This is a genomic window from Desertivibrio insolitus (genome assembly GCF_017355965.1).
Classification (GTDB): Bacteria; Actinomycetota; Actinomycetes; order Actinomycetales; family Microbacteriaceae; genus JAFIQW01.
In genome coordinates, this window is record NZ_JAFIQW010000002.1 from 232,975 (window position 1) to 250,562 (window position 17,588).

Genomic DNA, 17,588 nt, shown 5'->3' on the forward strand with positions numbered 1-17,588 from the left:
CGCTAGATCGTCAAGGGTGAACTTCGGTCCGCGACGACTGCGCCTCCCGCCTTCCGCGCCGGCCTGTGCTGCGTCCTTGATGAAGCTCGGGTCCCAGAGCTCGAGCGCCATGCGGGCTGCGGCTGCTGCCGTCGCTTCCGCGCGGTCCAAACGCATCGCTCCTCTAACGGACGGGCCGTCGTACGGATGCCAAACGTGCCCTCGCCGCTCTACAACCTCGCTGAACGCGTCGGCGAGCTCGTCTTCGGAAGGCATCGGCCCACCCAGTGCAGCCAAGTCGTTCAGTGCCCGGAGCCCGAGCTTGAGAAGGAAAACATAGACATCGCCTGAGTAGCTCCGTCCGGCGGCGACGATGACCCCATCCGCGTTGACCCTGCGTCTCGCGTAAGCCCGTCGGAGTGCCGGGAACCGAAGCGACTTCCTGGCACCTCGGCCACGACGGGCCGCGTCGAGGACCTCTGCGATGGGCATCATCCCTGCGGGATGATTAGCTTTTCTGACACCCCCCGCTCGCGCGCCATCCGAGACGATGGAAGCAACGATCACGACGTCACCTCCCAGGTTGAATCGGTGTACCGATGTGCTTACTCCCTACCATCGGCAGGAGACGTCCCCACCTCCAGACTTAGCTCTCCCGCGCGTCAATCGACGTTCGGATGTCCGAGGCGAAGCGCCCTGGCCCCGAAGCGCAGAAGCGCCTCTTGCCTTGGTGCACGTTGTGCTGACTCAAGTTGGTGCTCGGGCACGAGCCGGCTGGGGCCTGAAGAAGCACAGGTGCGGCTTGACGTACTCAAGCTTTTGCGCTCACCCGCGGGGTTCGATTCGCTCAAGAACGCAAGGTGCTAGCGTCGAGGCTCGCTGGTCAAGATGAGGAACGTGTGATGAGCGCGCCACAACCGATATCAACGTGGGATCGGCCCCGCTACACGAGCAACGGCGCGCCGTTCGGTGATTTGCATAGCGGGCACACGAAGGAGCAATACAGCGTTGCATTCGTGCACGCCCTAGCAACGCGAGCGCGGTGCAAAGTGCAGGGCTTGGAGGTTGACGACGAACAGGTCGACGTCACCATCCGCCAGAAAGCGAAACATCTGCACTACTCGCGCACCATGGTTGACGTGCAGCTGAAATGCACTAGTCGAGATGTCGTGAAGGATGACGGGGTTCATTTTCCCCTCACGCGCAAACAGTACGACGGCCTGCGTGAACGCGGCATTGCGGCGAAAATCCTCGTCGTCCTCGTAGTGGAGGACGAGTTTGACGACTGGTTCACTGTTACCAATGACGAACTGCTGATGCGGGGGTCCGCGTACTGGGTACTGATGGATGATCAGCCGGAGATCACAACTCAGTCCACTACTGTTCTGCTGCCCGCGGCTAATAGGTTCAACGTGGATCAGCTGCTCGACATGCTGCAGAGGATCGGTCAGGGAGGTAAGCCGTGAATGCCTTCCTGCCAGGAACCGCCGCCCGGTCCTTCGACGAGACACAGGACCTATCCCCCTGGTCAGTAGAACAATTCCTATCGCTGTCCGGATGGGTGCGCCAAGAGCTCCGAGCGGGCACTTTCGCCGTATGGTCAGCGGCAGACGAGAGCGCGGAAATTCTCCTGCCGTACGACGTCAAGCTCCGGGACTTTGGGAGACGTTATCGGGAAGCGCTCGAGATTCTAGCTGGTATCACGGGGCTGGAAGGTGAGGCCCTAGCGCTAGAGATTGTCGCTGCCCGTAAGGACATCTTCCTCTTGCGTGCCGATCAAATGACGGTTGACGGGTCGATTCCGTTTCTAGAAGCGAGGCGGCTTATTGATGGCGTTCAGACCATGCTGTCTAGCGCTGCCGCTTCAACTGTGAACCCCCGCGCGTCGACAGCCGGGCGAAAGCCCGCGATTGTGACCGAGTTCATGCGCGAGGACGTCCGAATGGGTCACACGCTGCGGGGCAGTTTCGTGATAACCGTCCTAGCTGCCGACGCAGCAGAAGAAGCCCGTCGCCGCAACGAGTGGCAGAACGCGATACAGCACCCTCAACCGACGAGGAGCGGCGACGACGATGTTCGGCACGGGGAGGACGACGAACTGGTGCCCTTCCCGCGACAGGTCATGTCCACCTTGGCCAGCGGCCTGTCGGTGGCCAAGGAGCTGCTGGGACCATCGGGGTCCTACGTGTCGTTAGAGGAGGCAGTGTCTGCCGGCGTAACCCTCCAGATGCTGGAGTCAGTCCGGGCCATGTCGCAGTCCGAGGGCTTACACGCCCTCGATATGGCGTTCCGCTGGTCAAAGACAGAGCCGGTCAGACCCGACGTTCCTCAGCGCATCGAACTCCTCCGGGGAGATGCAGTGGATGCGGGAGTGGTGATCGAGCGATTCTCGAAAGCACCCGAGATTGAGCACGACCAGATTCTGGGCCAAGTCGTGCGCCTTGAGCGTGCCGAAGGGTCCGAAGACGGCCAGGTCGTCGTTGAAGGCTATGTAGGCAAGGCGAAGCGGCGAGTGAAGGTTCCGCTCAGCGGCGAGGCCTATCGGGTAGCTATTGCGGCGCATGAAGAGTCTCAGCCAGTGGTCGTGACCGGGACTTTCGAGCGGAAAGCCCGCGGATGGCGAATGGAGCAGAACGCCTCCATCGCGGAGGTACGCTCCGCTGAGCCGGGAGAGCAGTAACGTCCGCGTCAGCTGCTACGCCACCCTGGCGAGTGGCTCCGCAGGCCGGCAACTCGTCAAGCTAGTGCGCGGTTCGCGAGCTCGAGTTGATCGTGATCGAGGGTTAGGGCGGCCTCAACGTCCTGCAGCACGTCGCCGTTCAAGCGGAATCCCACCAGTACATTGAAGCCCTCTGTGGAGTAACGAAGGCTTTGCGTCGTAAAGCGCTTCCCCTTGCCGCTGGGACCGATCTGGATCGCGGTGCCCAGACTGGTCAGAATTGATCGCTTCCGCGCGAGGGAGAGCGTGCCCCAGTGCTCCTCGATGTTGGCCGCGCTGACGATCTCTGCCAACGGATCAGAGCTTCGGACTCTCGCCAATGTCAGCTCCGCGTCTGCCAGCTCGGCATCGTACTCCGCCCGTTTTTGACTGATGTCATCGGCTGTATACCCGTGATCGAGCAGTTTGAGGAGCTCCAGGCGTCTGCCCCGAATCGATCTCATGTGGAGACGTAGGGCGGGAACATCAACGTCCCCTCGTGGCTGATCGAGTTGCGCCCGAACTTCGGGCATTGTCAGTCGCCATTTGACGACGCTCTCCACGTACTCATCGATGAGTCCCCCCATGCGTTGAAAGTGGCCCACGCGGCATCGGTACGCCCGGTGCCCATCCTTGGTGACAGCAGAGCGCACTGGCACTCCGCAAACTGAGCAGGTGGCTAAACCCGAGAGAAGCCATTTTCGGGCGTTGCCTGCATGAGTGAGCCGTGACGGATCGAGCAGCTTTTCGCGGGCAGCGCGCAGCTCATCCTCGCTCACAACAGCCTCCCAAGAGCCCCTCTGGCAGCGACTTAGATCGACGGCTTCAGCGCGATAGGTGCCGCTGCCCGGCCCCTGGGATTCAGGAAGGAGACCCGCGTGATAGGGCGATAGCAACAGCCGCCGCACGGTGCTCTTGCCCCAATCGGCTCCTGCGCGGGTACGAATCCCTCGCGCATTCAGCTCGCGAGCGATAGCCCCCAGGCTCGGCTTGTCGACCGCGTTCCACTCTCGAAAAATGAAGCGGACAACCTCAGCCTCCTCGGGGACCACTGCGTAGCGCGTCCCCGTCTCGTCTCGCTCGCTTCGTGGTACCCAGCGATAGCCGTAGGGCACTTTGCCTGCAGGCGGATGCCCCGCCTCGCGACGTGCGGCCCTGTAGGGCAGGTTGCGCTCCTCCTTGTTCTCGATCTCGGCCTCAGCAATGGCAGCGAGGATAGTGAGGAGGGCCTTCCCCATAGCTTCGTTGGTGTCTAAACCTTGACGCGTGATAACTATGCGCACCCCGCGGGACGTCAATTCGATGACGTCCACGACGCGGCGGAGGAGTCGGTCGACCGCGACCGCGACCACGGCGTCGATTCGTCCCGCGTCCACATCCCGCAGCATTCTCGCCCACTGCGACTGCTCCCCACGGCGCTTCGTCGCACTAGTCGCGTTGTCCAGATACTCGTCGACGAGGTGCCAGCCATGCTCCGCGACATACCTCCGACACGCTTCAGCCTGCTGAGCAATGCCCTCCGCAACCTTCGCGGACTGCCGTCCGTAGATCGCGACCCGAGTTGTCATCGTCCCAGTATGTTGCTTCGGCCCCACTGCGGCGGCCGTCGGGTTCGCCGGGCTCCTCGTCGTCATCATGTCGGGCGGCGAGGTGCAGGAGCTCCTCACCGGCCTCGTGCGGGATGCGCTCTCCTACGGCGGCTGACCGAGCCGCCGCGTCCGACCGGGGCGGCGTGTCGGCCGAGTTCGCGGCGGCGCTGCCGGCCGTCGCGCTCGTGCTGGCATGCTGCCTCGGTGGCGTCGCCGTCGCCGGAACGCAGCTGCGGTTGCAGGATGCCGCGGCGCTCGCCGCCCGAGCCGAGGCCCGCGGGGACAGCGGCTCGGCGGCGGTCGCCTCGGTGAGGGGCGCGTCGTACTCCGTCCGCTCCTCGGGCGAACTCGTCTGTGCGGATCTCGTCGCCCCAGGGCTCGGCGTGGGCGGCCCGCTCGGCGCGATCGAGGTGCGCGCCACCGGCTGTGCCCTGGCGGACGGGCGATGAGACCGAGCAGGGGCCGAAACGCGAAGTGGCGAGCTGCCCGCCCCCTGGTCGCCGGCCGGTCGGTCGCGACGTGGCTGGGCGACACGCGCGGGGCGGGCAGCGTCACGGTCGTCGGGATCGCGGCGGCGATCGCGCTCGCCGCGGTGCTCGTCATCGCCGTCGGCGGGGCTCTCGTCGTGCGACAGAGGGTCGCCGGAGCAGCGGATGCCGCCGCGCTCGCCGCCGCCGACACTGCGAGCGGTCGGCTGCCCGGCGTGCCGTGCGTCGCCGCCGCGGAAGTGGCGGCCGCGAACGGCGCCGAACTCGACGGCTGTCTGGTCGAGGGCCTGGTCGTGACGGTCCGAGCGGCCGCCGTCGTCGGTGCGCTTCCGGTGACCGCCACAGCGACCGCGGGGCCACCGAGCGAGGAGTGAGCGGAACGACACACATATATAAGGAGTGGCCGCAACCCTGGGGTCCGACGGTTGCGCAGGACGGCCCGTGGATGCCGACTGTGTATGGTGTCCAATGTTTTTCGAGGGAAGGAGAGCGGTGCCAGGCACGAAGAAGCTCGTCATCGTCGAGTCGCCCGCCAAGGCGAAGACGATCGGGCAGTACCTGGGCAACGACTACGAGGTGATGGCCTCGGTCGGTCACATCCGCGACCTCGTCGAGCCCAAGAACCTCCCGCCGGAGCTCAAGAAGGGCTCCCTCGGCAAGTTCTCCGTCGACGTCGACAACGGCTTCGAGCCGTACTACGTCGTCTCCAACGAGAAGAAGAAGACCGTCTCCGAGCTCAAGCGGGCGCTGAAGGATGCCGGCGAGCTCTACCTCGCGACAGATGAAGACCGCGAGGGCGAGGCCATCGCGTGGCACCTGCTGCAGGAGCTCAAGCCCAAGGTGCCCGTGCGGCGCATGGTCTTCCACGAGATCACCAAGGACGCGATCCAGCGTGCCAGCGAGCAGACCCGCGAGATCGACAACGCCCTCGTCGACGCGCAGGAGACCCGTCGCATCCTCGACCGCCTCTACGGCTACGAGGTGTCGCCGGTGCTCTGGCGCAAGGTCGGCCCCGGGCTCTCGGCCGGTCGCGTGCAGTCCGCCGCCACCCGCCTCGTCGTCGACCGCGAGCGCGAGCGGCTCGCCTTCGTCGCGGCGGTCTACTGGGACATCACCGCGCAGCTCGCGACGACCGCGGGCGAGGGCTTCACCGCCCGGCTCGCACGCCTCGACGGCCGGCGCGTGGCATCCGGCCGCGACTTCGACGACCACGGCAAGCTGAAGAGCGACGCGGTCGTGCTCGACGAGGCATCCGCGACGACCCTCGCCGACGCTCTGCGGGCGGAGAGCACCACGGTCGCCGTCACGAGCGTCGAGTCGAAGCCGTACACGCGCCGTCCCGCGGCGCCGTTCACCACCTCGACGCTGCAGCAGGAGGCCGCGCGCAAGCTGCGCTTCTCGGCCCGGCAGACGATGAGCCTCGCGCAGTCGCTGTACGAGAACGGCTACATCACGTACATGCGTACCGACTCGGCGAGCCTCTCGCAGCAGGCGATCAATGCCGCGCGTTCGCAGGCCGCCTCGCTCTACGGCGCCGACAGCGTGCCCGAGAAGCCGCGGGTCTACGCCGGCAAGAGCAAGAACGCGCAGGAGGCGCACGAGGCGATCCGCCCCTCCGGCGAGACGTTCCGCACCCCCGGCTCGCTCGAGGGTCAGCTCCGCGGACCGGAGTGGCGTCTCTACGACCTCATCTGGAAGCGCACCGTGGCGTCGCAGATGGCGGATGCCCGCGGCTCGACCGCCTCCGTCGTGCTGACGGCGACCACCACCGACAACAGGGCCGAGTTCACCGCCTCCGGCACCGTCATCACCTTCCGCGGCTTCCTCGCCGCGTACGAGGAGGGGCGTGACGAGGAGCGGCACGGCAACAACGAGCCCAGCGAGTCGAAGCTGCCCTCGCTCAGCGAGGGCCAGACCGTGACGGTCGCCGAGGTCGAGCCGAAGGGGCACGAGACGTCGCCGCCGCCGCGCTACACCGAGGCGAGCCTCGTCAAGGCGCTCGAGGAGCTCGGCATCGGCCGCCCCTCGACCTACGCGTCGATCATCTCGACCATCGTCGACCGTGGCTACGTCACGCCGCGCGGCACCGCACTGGTGCCGAACTGGATCGCGTTCAGCGTCGTGCGGCTGCTCGAGGAGTTCTTCACCGAGCTCGTGCAGTACGACTTCACCGCAGACATGGAGAGCGACCTCGACCGGATCGCCGAGGGCCAGCAGGACCGCGTCGCTTGGCTCCGCGAGTTCTACTTCGGCGGCGACAAGCACCGAGGGCTGCGCGAGGTCATCGACAACCTCGGCGAGATCGACGCGCGCGACATCAACTCGATCCGCCTCGCCGACGACGTGACCCTCCGCATCGGCCGGTACGGGCCGTACCTCGAGACGATGCAGGGCGCCGAGGGCGACACCCCGCGCCGCGTCAACATCCCCGAGGACCTCGCACCCGACGAGCTCACCCCCGCCAAGGCGCGCGAGCTGATCGAGGCGCCCGTCCAGGGCGACCGCATCGTCGGCGTCAACCCGGAGAACGGCAAGCAGATCGTCGCCCGCGACGGCCGCTACGGGCCGTACGTCACCGAGGTCGACATCGAGGAGCCGGCGGATGCCCCGGCAGCGGAGTCCTCGAGCGACGACGCCGACCCCGAGACGCAGCCGGTCGCCGCCAAGAAGACGACCCGGGCGAAGAAGACCGCCGACAAGCCGCGCACCGCGTCGCTGTTCAAGACGATGGACACCGCCTCGATCGACCTCGCGACCGCGCTCAAGCTGCTCGACCTGCCCCGCGTCGTCGGCACGGACCCCGAGTCGGGCGAGGAGATCCAGGCCGCGAACGGCCGTTACGGGCCCTATCTGAAGAAGGGCACGGACACCCGCTCGCTGGACAGCGAGGACGAGATCTTCGACATCGACCTCGCGGGCGCCCTCGAGCGCTTCGCCCAGCCGAAGTACGGCGCGCGCCGCGCCTCGAGCGCGCTCAAAGAGTTCGACGCCGACCCCGTCAGCGGCAAGCCGATCAAGGTCAAGGACGGCCGTTTCGGGCCGTACGTCACCGACGGCACGACCAACGCGACGATCCCGCGCGGCGAGACCGTCGAGGAGATCGACTTCGACCGCGCCGTGCAGCTGCTCGCCGACAAGCGTGCGAAGGGACCGGCCAAGCCGAAGGCGAAGACCACCCGCAGCACGACCAAGCGCGCCCCCGCGAAGAAGAAGTAGCGTGCGCGGACTCTTCGTCACCTTCGAAGGCGGCGACGGGGCGGGCAAGACCACGCAGTCGTCACGCCTGGCCGACTGGCTCACCGAACAGGGGCGCACCGTCGTGTTCGGCCGCGAGCCCGGCGGCACCGAGCTCGGCCAGGCGATCCGTGAGCTGCTGCTGCACGGCGATCACGTGGCCCCGCGGGCCGAGGCGCTGCTCTACGCGGCCGACCGCGCCCACAACGTCGCGACCCGCGTCCGTCCCGCCCTCGAGCGGGGCGACGTCGTCGTGCAGGACCGCTACCTCGACTCGTCCGTCGCCTACCAGGGCGCCGGCCGCGTGCTCGACGGTCAGCAGGTGCGTGACCTCTCGCTGTGGGCATCCGAGGGACTGCTGCCCGATCTCACCGTGCTGCTGGACCTGCCCGCGGATGCCCTGACGCACCGCCTCGCCCACCGCGGCGGCTTCGACCGGCTCGAGTCAGAGGCGGCCGACTTCCACGAGCGCGTGCGCGCCGGCTACCTCGCCCTGGCCGCGGCGGAGCCCGAGCGGTTCCTCGTGCTCGACGCCACGCGCGCGGTCGACGAGCTCGCCGCGGAGATCCGCGAGCGGGTCGCAGCGCTCCTCGCCGACTGAGGCGCAGGACCGGCGCCCCCGTCACCGGTCGCGCCTAGACTCCTCCGGGTGAGCGTGTGGGAGGACCTGACCGGGCAGGCTGAGGCCATCGCGGTCGTGCGCGCGGCCGCCGAGAGCGCCGCCCGGGGAGGACCCGTCGCTCACTCCTGGCTCATCACCGGGCCTCCCGGCTCGGGGCGGTCGAACCTCGCCTACGCGTTCGCCACGGCGCTGCTCGCCGGCGGCAGCGGCATGAGCGAGGAGGCGGTCTCCGCGCAAGTCGCCGCCCGCACCCATCCGGATCTCGCGGTGCTGAGCACGGAGCGCGTCATCATCTCCATCGACGAGGTGCGCTCCCTCGTCTCCTCGAGCTCGTACTCCCCGTCCGTCGCCCGGTTCCGGGTCATGGTCATCGAGGACGCCGACCGGATGTCGGAGCGCACCTCGAACGTGCTGCTGAAGGCGCTCGAGGAGCCGCCGCCCCGCACGATCTGGATCCTCTGCGCTCCGAGCGAGGCGGACCTCCTGCCGACGATTCGGTCGCGCGTCCGCACCGTGCGCCTCCGCGTGCCGAGCGTCGAGGACGTCGCGGACCTGCTCGAGCGCCGCACCGGGATCGACCACGAGCTCGCCGTGCGGGCCGCCCGCGAGGCGCAGAGCCACATCGGCATGGCGCACCGCCTCGCGACGAACGCCGAAGCGCGCGACCGCCGCGAGGAGACCCTGCGCGCCGCCCTCGGCATCCGGTCGGTCGCCGGCGCCGTGCTCGCGGCCGCGCGCCTGCTCGAGATCGCGGGCGCCGACGCGAAGGCCATCACCGAGGAGCGCGACGCGGAGGAGCGCGAGCAGGCGCTCCGCTCCCTCGGCGTCGAACCCGGCGGCACGGTGCCGCCCGCCCTCCGCTCGCAGCTGAAGGCGCTCGAGGAGGACCAGAAGCGGCGCGCGACGCGGAGCCTCCGGGACGGGATCGACCGCATCCTCGTCGACCTGCTCTCGCTCTACCGCGACGTGCTCCTCATGCAGCTCGGCGCCCCCGGCGAACCGATCAACGCGAGCCTCCGCGAGGAGCTCGAGGCGGCCGCCGCGGCGGCTCCGCCCGAGAAGACCCTCGCGACGATGGACGCGATCGCCACCGCCCGCGAGCGCATCGAGGCGAACGTCGCACCCGCCCTCGCGCTCGAGGCGATGCTCGTCTCGGCCGTCCGGCGCACTCCGGTGGACGGGGGCGGCCGCCGCTGAGGTCGGCGGGCTACCCTCGACACGTGGCTGCACGTCGTCGTCTCTCACTCCTCGCTCTCGGTGGGGCGGCCGTGCTCGCTCTCACCGGCTGCATCCCGCTGCCCCGCGTGGCTGAGACGCAGGCGGAGGACGTCACCGCCGGCGTGCCCGAGGCCCTGCTGCCGTACTACGAGCAGCAGGTCGACTGGCAGCCCGACTGCGAGGTCACCGGCTACGACTGCGCGACGATCACGGCGCCCATGAACTGGGACGACCCGACCATGGGCGACATCGAGCTCGCTATGGTGCGCTACCAGGGCGACGACGGGCCCGGCGGGCGCGGCAGCCTGTTCACCAACCCGGGCGGCCCCGGGGCATCCGGTGTCGACTTCGTGCAGAACGGCGCCGAGACCACCTTCAGCGGCGAGATCCTCGACGGCTACGACATCGTCGGCTGGGATCCCCGGGGGGTGCAGCGCTCGACTCCCGTCGACTGCTTCACGGACGAGGAGCTCGACGTCTACCTCTACGACGAGGAGGCGACGCTCGCGGAGCCCGGCACGCCGGAGTACGACGCCGAGGTCGAGGCCTACTACACGCAGGTCGGCCAGCAGTGCCTCGAACGCACCGGGCCCGTGCTGCAGTACGTCGACACGCTGAGCACCGTGCGGGACCTCGACCTCATGCGCGCGCTCGTCGGCGACCCCGCCCTCAACTATTTCGGCTTCTCGTACGGCACCCTGATCGGCTCGCAGTACGCCGAGATGTTCCCCGAGAACGTCGGCCGGCTCGTGCTCGACGGGGTCGTCGACGCGAGCGCGTCCCAGCTCGACCGCATCGTGTTCCAGAACCAGGGGTTCGAGGGGTCACTTCGCGCCTACGCCGAGGACTGTCTGTCGTCCCGGGACTGCCCGTTCTCCGGCTCCCTCGACGACGCGCTGGACTCGATCTCGCAGCTCTACGTCGACCTCGCCGCGTCGCCGATCCCCGGGTCCGACGGCCGCACGTTCTACGACTTCACCCTCGACACCGCGATCGCGAGCGGGCTCTACGACGAGTCGTCCTGGCCCTTCCTGTCGCAGATGTTCAGCGAGCTCGAGCAGGGCGACGCCGAGACCGGGTTCCTGCTCGCCGACTTCTACAACGGCCGCAATCCAGACGGCACGTACGCCGACAACTCCTCCGAAGCCTTCCCCGTAATCAACTGCCTCGACTACCCGATCGAGACCGATCCGGCGGTGCTCGAGCAGTTCTACGAGGACCTCAAGGAGGCCGCGCCGACGACCACCTCCACCCTCGAGGTGACGACGGAGACGAACGACCCGTTCTGCCAGTTCTTCCCGTTCCCGTCGAAGGATCAACTCGGTGCCGTGAGCGCCGACGGCGCCGCGCCCATCCTGGTGCTCGCCGCGACGGGCGACCCGGCCACCCCGTACGCCGAGGCGCTCTCCCTGGTCGACCAGCTCGACAGTGCGGCGCTTGTCTCGTTCGAGGGTGACGACCACATCGCCTACGACAACGGCGATGCCTGCGTGCTGGGCGCGGTGGACGACTACCTGCTCGACGGCGACGTTCCCGCGTCGGATCCGGAGTGCAACTTCTGACGCCTCGGTCTCGCTGCACGTTTCGCCACCCTTGTGCAACTCTTCAGGGTCTGCAACTATCGAGGCCGTGACCGATCAAGCAGTGCAGCCCGGGCTGCGTGAGCGCAAGCGCCTCGCGACGCGACGCGCCATCCGCATGGCCGTGCTGTCCCTCGCGCTCGAGCGCGGCTTCGAGAACGTCACCGTCGACGACATCTCCCGGCAGGCGGATGTCTCGCCGCGGACCTTCTTCAACTACTTCGCCTCGAAGGAGGACGCGATCCTCGGCGACCCGCCGCTCGTGGCGGACGACGCGCTCGTCGAGGAGTTCATCGCCGGTGGACGGGACACGGGCGACGACCCGCACGCGCTGCTCGACGACCTCGGCGATCTGCTCGCGACGGCCTCGCACGACGCGGAGCCCGAACGCGCCGTCGTGCAGCTGCGCAAGCAGCTGCTCCGGCAGCACCGTGAACTGATGCACCGCCGCCTCGCCACCATGCGGGCCTTCGAGGAGGCCCTCATGGAGATCGTCCTCCGGCGCCTCGAGGTGCAGACCGGCACGCCGGCGTCGGACCCCGCGCTGCGGGCGCGGGCGCACCTCGTCACCCTCGTCGCGTTCGCGGCGGTACGTCATGCCTGGGCGAACTGGGTGGAGCAGGAGGGCGGCGACCTGCAGGACTTCGTGCGCCAGGCGTTCACCGATCTCCGCACCGTCGTCAGCTGATCGAGGGGAGGGGCGTTGCACACGAGCCCCGCGTCATCCGCTACGCTGTTCTCTCGTGCCAGCCGCGTCAGCGGACGTCACGCCGCCTTAGCTCAGTCGGCAGAGCATCTCACTCGTAATGAGAAGGTCTGGGGTTCGATTCCCCAAGGCGGCTCCACAAGATCAATAAAATCCGGCCTGATCACACCCTTTCGGCCCTGGCAATCCCCTCGGTTCGTCTAACTGCTAGATGACTGAAAAACTTTGCTGACACCGATGTCTTGTTGTTCACTCCCTTTACCGCTATTTTTCCGCCCCACCCGGGCGGCGGTCGAAGTTGGGGAGGTTGGACATGACGACAATCGCCGATCCGGCTCCGCGGACCACGAAGTCCGATGAGCTCGTATTCCAGGCAGTGCAGGCAGGGCTCTGGATCGCCCGCCGCGACGGTGTGGTCGCCGGCATGATCGAGCAGCGCTGGGGCAAGGGCTTCGAGGTGACGACCTGCCTCGGCCGGTCGCTCGGTCTCTTCCGCACGCTCGACGAGGCGAAGGCCGCGCTCGGCTGACGACGCCGACCTGTAGGACGAGGCCGTGGGAGCGATCCCACGGCCTCGTCCTTTTCCCCCTAGGCTCAGCACCGGACATCCACTGACGGAGGGACGGGCATGAGCGGACGCGTGCGCTGGGGAATTCTCGGGCCGGGCGGCATCGCCCGCGCCTTCACAAAGGACCTGCTGCTCGCGGGGCACACGGTGACGGCGGTCGGCTCGCGCTCGGAGGACTCCGCCCGCGCCTTCGCCGACGAGTTCGGCATCCCGAACGTGCACGGGTCGTACGACAACCTCGTCTCCGACGCCGAGGTCGACGCGATCTACGTCGCCACCCCGCACCCGTTCCACGTCTCCGGGGCGCGCCTCGCGCTCGAGCACGGCAAGCACGTGCTCGTCGAGAAGCCCTTCACCCTCAACGCCCGCGAGGCCGAAGAACTCGTCACGCTCGCCGCCGAGCGGAACCTCGTCGTACTCGAGGCGATGTGGACGCGCTTCCTGCCGCACATGGTGCGGCTGCGGGAACTGCTCGCGGAAGGCGTGATCGGCGAGGTGCGGCTGATCCAGGCCGACCACGACCAGAGCCTGCCCCTCGATCCGTCGCACCGGCTGCAGTCGCCGGAACTCGGTGGCGGCGCACTGCTCGACCTGGGCATCTACCCCGTCTCGTTCGCGCACGACATCTTCGGTGTGCCCGACGTCATCCACGCGATCTCCACCCCGACGCCCACCGGCGTCGACCGGTCGACCTCGATCCTCCTCGGCTGGGCCGACGGACGGCAGGCGCTCCTGCACACAGCCCTCGACATGGCGCGTCCGAACCGTGCCGTGCTCATGGGTACGAAGGGCCGGATCGAGATCGAGCCCACCTGGTACAACGCGGTCGACTTCACCGTCTACGACGCCGACGGCACCGTGTTGCAGACCGTTTCGGGTGCTGTCGACGGCCGCGGCATGCAGTACCAGGCGGCCGAGCTGGAGCGGCTCGTCGCCGAGGGCAGGCTCGAGGGCGACATCCTCCCGCCCGCGGAGACCGTCGCCATCATGCGCACCCTCGACACCATCCGTGAGCAGATCGGCCTGACCTACCCGAGCGAGCGCTAGCCGTCCCGGGACCCGCTCCCGGGTGCCTACACTGGCTCGGTGACCGAGCCGGACGACCGACCGACGACGCCGCAGCAGGGGCCCCGAGCGGACGGCGAGGGGGCGGATGCCACGGGGCTGCGCGCCGCGTTCGCCAAGCACCGCGTCGCGTGGATCACCGCCGCGTCCGTCGCCGCTTTCGCGCTGCTGGGCTCCGGCGCCCTCGCGGCCGGAGCGTCCGTCGGCAGCGGGACCCCCGAAGCCGCCCCCACCCCCACGGCGACCGTCACGGTGGAACCTCCGCGGGCCGTGCCGACCGCGGCCCCTGCACCGGCGACCCTCCGCACCTGCTCCGTCGCCGAGCTCGCCGCCGACTCGCGGCTCGCGAACTTCCAGGGCCAGGTGCGCAACACCGAGACCGGTGAGGTGCTCTTCGACCGCAAGGGCGACGACCCCGAGCGCACCGGAAGCGTGCTGAAGGTGCTCACCGCGGCATCCGCCCTCGCCGCGCTCGGGCCCGACTACCGCATCCCGACCCGCGTCGTGCAGGGCGACCGCCCCGGCCAGATCGTGCTCGTCGGCGGGGGAGACCCCACGATCTCGGCAGTGTCGAACAGCTTCTACGAGGGAGCGCCGAAGCTCTCCGACCTCGCCGCGCAGGCCCTCGCCGCCTATCAGGCCGCGAACCCGGGGCAGCCGATCACCGAGCTCGTGCTCGACGCGACGCTGTGGAACCCCGACGACAACTACGACGAGAGCTGGGACGCCGACCAGCGCACCATCGGCTACAGCTCCCTCGTCACGGCGCTGCAGGTCGACGGCGACCGGCAGAACCCCTCGGTCGGCACCAGCCCGCGCAGCACCGACCCGGTCGGCCGCGCCGGTCAGGCCTTCGCCGACGCCCTCGGGGTGCCGAACGCGACGATCACCCGCGCCGCCGCCCCCGAGAACGCCGCCGTGCTCGGCGAGGTGTTCTCGCAGCCGGTGTCGACCCTCATCGGGCAGATGGAGCTCACGAGCGACAACACCCTCGCCGAGCAGCTCGCCCGCCTCGTCTCCCTCGACGCCGGCGGCGACGGCAGCTTCGCCTCGCTCACGCAGACGATCCCGCGCGTGCTGGCGGACACCTACGGCATCCCGACCGACGGCATGGTCATCCGCGACGGCTCGGGACTCAGCGAGTTCAACCGCGTGCCGCCGTCGTACGTCGCGCAGCTCATGGTCAAGGTGCTGAACGGCGAGAACGGGCTCGGGGTCGTCTACGACGCCCTGCCCGTGTCCGGTCAGACGGGCACTCTCGCCTCGCGGTTCACCGGCCCCAACGCGGTGGCCCGCGGCGCGATCAACGCGAAGACCGGCTGGATCGACACCGCGTACACGCTCGCCGGGATCGTCCACGCCGAGGACGGCAGCACGCTGTCCTTCGCCTTCTACGCCGTCGGGGACGGCGTGCAGGACTCGGCCCGCCAGGCGCTCGACAACCTCGCCACGGGGGTGTGGCGCTGCGGCGCCAACCTCGCGGCCAACTGACCGCCGCCCGTCCTAGGCTTGACCGCGTGACCAAGGCGTTGTTCATCATCGACGTGCAGAACGACTTCACGGAGGGCGGCGCTCTCGGCGTCGACGGCGGAGCAGCCGTCGCCGAGCACGTGACCGGCTACCTCCGCGACAACCCCGGTGTCTACGACGTCGTCATCGCCAGCCGTGACTGGCACGACGGCGAGAACGACAACGGCGGCCACTTCGCGAGCGGCGAGCCGGACTACGTCGACACCTGGCCCCGGCACTGCGTCGCCGGCACCTCAGGGGCGGAGTACCACCCCGCCCTCGACACCTCGCTCATCGACGTTCACATCAAGAAGGGGCAGGGGCGCCCCGCCTACTCGATCTTCGAGGGCACGACCGACGAGGGAGCGACCCTTCCCCGGGTGCTAGACGACCTGAGCGTCACGCACGTCGACGTGGTCGGCATCGCCACGGACTACTGCGTGCGGGCATCCGCCCTCGACGCGCTCGGCGCCGACCGCACCGTGCGCGTACTGACCGACCTCGTGGCCGGCGTCGCGCCGGAGTCGAGCGAGCGCGCTCTCGACGAGGTCGGCGCCGCCGGGGGAGAACTCGCATCGAGCGCAGACGTGGCACGGAAGGCGGCGGACCGATGAGAACCGAGACCGAACTGCTCGCGGATGTCCCCGAGGGACTCTTCATCGGCGGACGCTGGGAGACGACGGATGCCACGTTCGGCGTGCTCGACCCGTCGACCGGTGCCGTACTGAAGACCGTCGCCGACGCCACGCCCGAGGACGGCATCCGCGCGCTCGACGCCGCAGTCGCGGCACAGGCCGAGTGGGCCGCGACGCCGCCGCGCAAGCGAGGCGAGATCCTGCGCCGCGCGTTCGACCTGGTGCAGGAGCGGGCCGACGACATCGCCCTGCTGATGACGCTCGAGATGGGCAAGCCGCTCGCGGAGGCCCGCGGGGAGGTCGCCTACGGCGGCGAGTTCCTCCGCTGGTTCAGCGAGGAGGCCGTCCGCATCCACGGCCGCTACGGCATCAACCCGGAGGGCACCGGCCGCACGATCGTCAGCCAGCGCCCCGTGGGGCCGTGCTACCTCATCACGCCCTGGAACTTCCCGCTCGCCATGGCGACCCGCAAGATCGCCCCCGCGCTCGCCGCGGGCTGCACCGTCGTCATCAAGCCGGCCGAGCTCACGCCGCTCACGACGATGTACATCGCGAAGCTGCTGCAGGAGGCCGGGCTTCCCGACGGCGTGCTCAACGTCGTCACGACCACCTCGTCCGGCGCCGTGAGCGAGCCGATCATCGCCGACCCGCGGCTGCGCAAGCTGAGCTTCACGGGCTCCACGCCGGTCGGCGTCAAGCTGCTGAAGCAGGCGGCGGACAACGTGCTCCGCACCTCGATGGAGCTCGGCGGCAACGCGCCGTTCCTCGTGTTCGAGGACGCCGACCTCGACAAGGCCGTCGACGGCGCGATGCTCGCCAAGTTCCGCAACATCGGTCAGGCCTGCACCGCGGGCAACCGGTTCCTCGTGCACGAGTCCGTCGCCGAGGAGTTCGCCCGTCGCATCACCGAGCGGGTGGAGTCGCTGCGCATCGGCCGCGGCACCGAGGACGGCGTCACCGTGGGGCCGCTCATCAACGAGGCCGCGATCGACAAGGTGGGCTCGCTCATCCGCGACGCGCTCGACCGCGGTGCGACGCTGCACACCGGTGGCGACCGCGTCGAGGGGCCCGGCACCTTCTTCGAGCCGACGGTGCTCAGCGGCATCCGCCCCGGCAGCGAGATCCTGCGGCAGGAGATCTTCGGACCGGTCATCTCGATCACGACGTTCACCGACGAGGCGGATGCCGTGCGGCAGGCGAACGACACCGAGTACGGCCTCGTCAGCTACGTCTTCACCGAGGACTTCGCACGCGGTCAGCGGCTCATCGAGAGCCTCGAGACCGGCATGATGGGACTCAACATCGGCGTCGTCTCGAACGCGTCGGCGCCGTTCGGCGGGGTCAAGCAGTCGGGTATCGGGCGCGAGGGCGGTTTCGAGGGAATCAACGAATACCTCGAAACCAAGTACACGATGACGCCGAATCCCTTCGCCTGACCCTCGAACGGGGGCGATTTCGTCATTGTGAAATCCGCCGTATTTCCGCCACAATGACAGACGACACAGATCGCTCCGGGGGGTGCGAGCTGGCGACCCGAAAGCCATTCGACCTCCTCCGGATCAAGGCGATGGTGTCGTCTGCGGGGTGACCCGGCCTCGCAGGACGGAACGGATCCGACCGTGTCCCTAGCGCGCCCGCAAACAGGCGAGATTCCTCTCCCTGCCTTCCTGCATTCCCTCGCCGAGCAGAGCCCGGCC

General features: G+C 68.7%; 16 protein-coding genes and 1 tRNA gene. 16 read left to right on the plus strand and 1 reads right to left on the minus strand.

What is annotated here, in order from left to right; genetic code table 11:
* Positions 1-881: 881 nt before the first annotated feature.
* Both JUB10_RS05155 and JUB10_RS05160 read left to right on the plus strand, forming a co-directional pair.
* The gene (locus JUB10_RS05155; protein ID WP_207454605.1) at positions 882-1,445 is read left to right on the plus strand and encodes a DUF4365 domain-containing protein; all 564 of its coding nucleotides are present in this window, start codon (positions 882-884) and stop codon (positions 1,443-1,445) included.
* A complete protein-coding gene (locus tag JUB10_RS05160; protein WP_207454606.1) occupies positions 1,442-2,659 on the plus strand; it encodes a hypothetical protein in 1,218 nt (405 codons plus the stop codon). Before JUB10_RS05155 ends, JUB10_RS05160 begins: the two co-directional genes overlap by 4 nt.
* A gap of 56 nt (positions 2,660-2,715) precedes the next feature.
* On the opposite strand, the gene JUB10_RS05165 is transcribed toward JUB10_RS05160, so the two are convergent.
* A complete protein-coding gene (locus tag JUB10_RS05165; RefSeq protein ID WP_207454607.1) occupies positions 2,716-4,245 on the minus strand; it encodes a recombinase family protein in 1,530 nt (509 codons plus the stop codon).
* Here JUB10_RS05165 and JUB10_RS15135 point away from each other — a divergent pair.
* From JUB10_RS15135 to JUB10_RS05235, 14 genes are all read left to right on the plus strand, one after another.
* The gene (locus tag JUB10_RS15135; RefSeq protein WP_374191693.1) at positions 4,244-4,381 is read left to right on the plus strand and encodes a DUF4244 domain-containing protein; all 138 of its coding nucleotides are present in this window, start codon (positions 4,244-4,246) and stop codon (positions 4,379-4,381) included. The two genes, JUB10_RS05165 and JUB10_RS15135, sit on opposite strands and share 2 nt — an antisense overlap.
* 28 nt (positions 4,382-4,409) lie before the next feature.
* Positions 4,410-4,715: a TadE family type IV pilus minor pilin gene (locus JUB10_RS05175; RefSeq protein ID WP_307859100.1), complete on the plus strand. Its 306-nt coding sequence runs from the start codon at positions 4,410-4,412 to the stop codon at positions 4,713-4,715.
* The gene (locus JUB10_RS05180) at positions 4,712-5,128 is read left to right on the plus strand and encodes an Rv3654c family TadE-like protein (RefSeq protein WP_207454609.1); all 417 of its coding nucleotides are present in this window, start codon (positions 4,712-4,714) and stop codon (positions 5,126-5,128) included. Before JUB10_RS05175 ends, JUB10_RS05180 begins: the two co-directional genes overlap by 4 nt.
* A 118-nt stretch (positions 5,129-5,246) precedes the next feature.
* The gene (gene topA / locus JUB10_RS05185; protein WP_207454610.1) at positions 5,247-7,970 is read left to right on the plus strand and encodes a type I DNA topoisomerase; all 2,724 of its coding nucleotides are present in this window, start codon (positions 5,247-5,249) and stop codon (positions 7,968-7,970) included.
* A gap of 1 nt (position 7,971) precedes the next feature.
* The gene (gene tmk, locus JUB10_RS05190) at positions 7,972-8,589 is read left to right on the plus strand and encodes a dTMP kinase (protein WP_207454611.1); all 618 of its coding nucleotides are present in this window, start codon (positions 7,972-7,974) and stop codon (positions 8,587-8,589) included.
* Between the two features lie 48 nt (positions 8,590-8,637).
* The gene (locus JUB10_RS05195; protein ID WP_207454612.1) at positions 8,638-9,807 is read left to right on the plus strand and encodes a DNA polymerase III subunit delta'; all 1,170 of its coding nucleotides are present in this window, start codon (positions 8,638-8,640) and stop codon (positions 9,805-9,807) included.
* A gap of 23 nt (positions 9,808-9,830) precedes the next feature.
* Positions 9,831-11,390, plus strand: coding sequence for an alpha/beta hydrolase (locus JUB10_RS05200; protein WP_207454613.1), 1,560 nt, complete (start codon positions 9,831-9,833; stop codon positions 11,388-11,390).
* 67 nt (positions 11,391-11,457) lie between these two features.
* Positions 11,458-12,096 carry a TetR family transcriptional regulator gene (locus JUB10_RS05205; protein ID WP_307859101.1) on the plus strand — a complete coding sequence of 213 codons (639 nt, stop codon included), beginning with the start codon at positions 11,458-11,460 and terminating at the stop codon, positions 12,094-12,096.
* An 81-nt stretch (positions 12,097-12,177) separates the two neighbouring features.
* Positions 12,178-12,253 (plus strand) — tRNA-Thr (locus JUB10_RS05210).
* 174 nt (positions 12,254-12,427) lie between these two features.
* The gene (locus JUB10_RS05215) at positions 12,428-12,643 is read left to right on the plus strand and encodes a hypothetical protein (RefSeq protein ID WP_242682163.1); all 216 of its coding nucleotides are present in this window, start codon (positions 12,428-12,430) and stop codon (positions 12,641-12,643) included.
* A gap of 99 nt (positions 12,644-12,742) precedes the next feature.
* Positions 12,743-13,729, plus strand: a complete 987-nt coding sequence (locus JUB10_RS05220) for a Gfo/Idh/MocA family protein (RefSeq protein WP_207454614.1) — start codon at positions 12,743-12,745, stop codon at positions 13,727-13,729.
* A 39-nt stretch (positions 13,730-13,768) separates the two neighbouring features.
* Complete coding sequence (gene dacB / locus JUB10_RS05225) at positions 13,769-15,238, plus strand: D-alanyl-D-alanine carboxypeptidase/D-alanyl-D-alanine endopeptidase (RefSeq protein WP_307859102.1); 1,470 nt, start codon at positions 13,769-13,771, stop codon at positions 15,236-15,238.
* Between the two features lie 26 nt (positions 15,239-15,264).
* On the plus strand, positions 15,265-15,870 hold the full coding sequence (locus JUB10_RS05230) for an isochorismatase family protein (RefSeq protein WP_207454615.1): 606 nt from the start codon (positions 15,265-15,267) through the stop codon (positions 15,868-15,870).
* Complete coding sequence (locus tag JUB10_RS05235; protein WP_207454616.1) at positions 15,867-17,327, plus strand: NAD-dependent succinate-semialdehyde dehydrogenase; 1,461 nt, start codon at positions 15,867-15,869, stop codon at positions 17,325-17,327. Before JUB10_RS05230 ends, JUB10_RS05235 begins: the two co-directional genes overlap by 4 nt.
* Positions 17,328-17,588 lie beyond the last annotated feature (261 nt).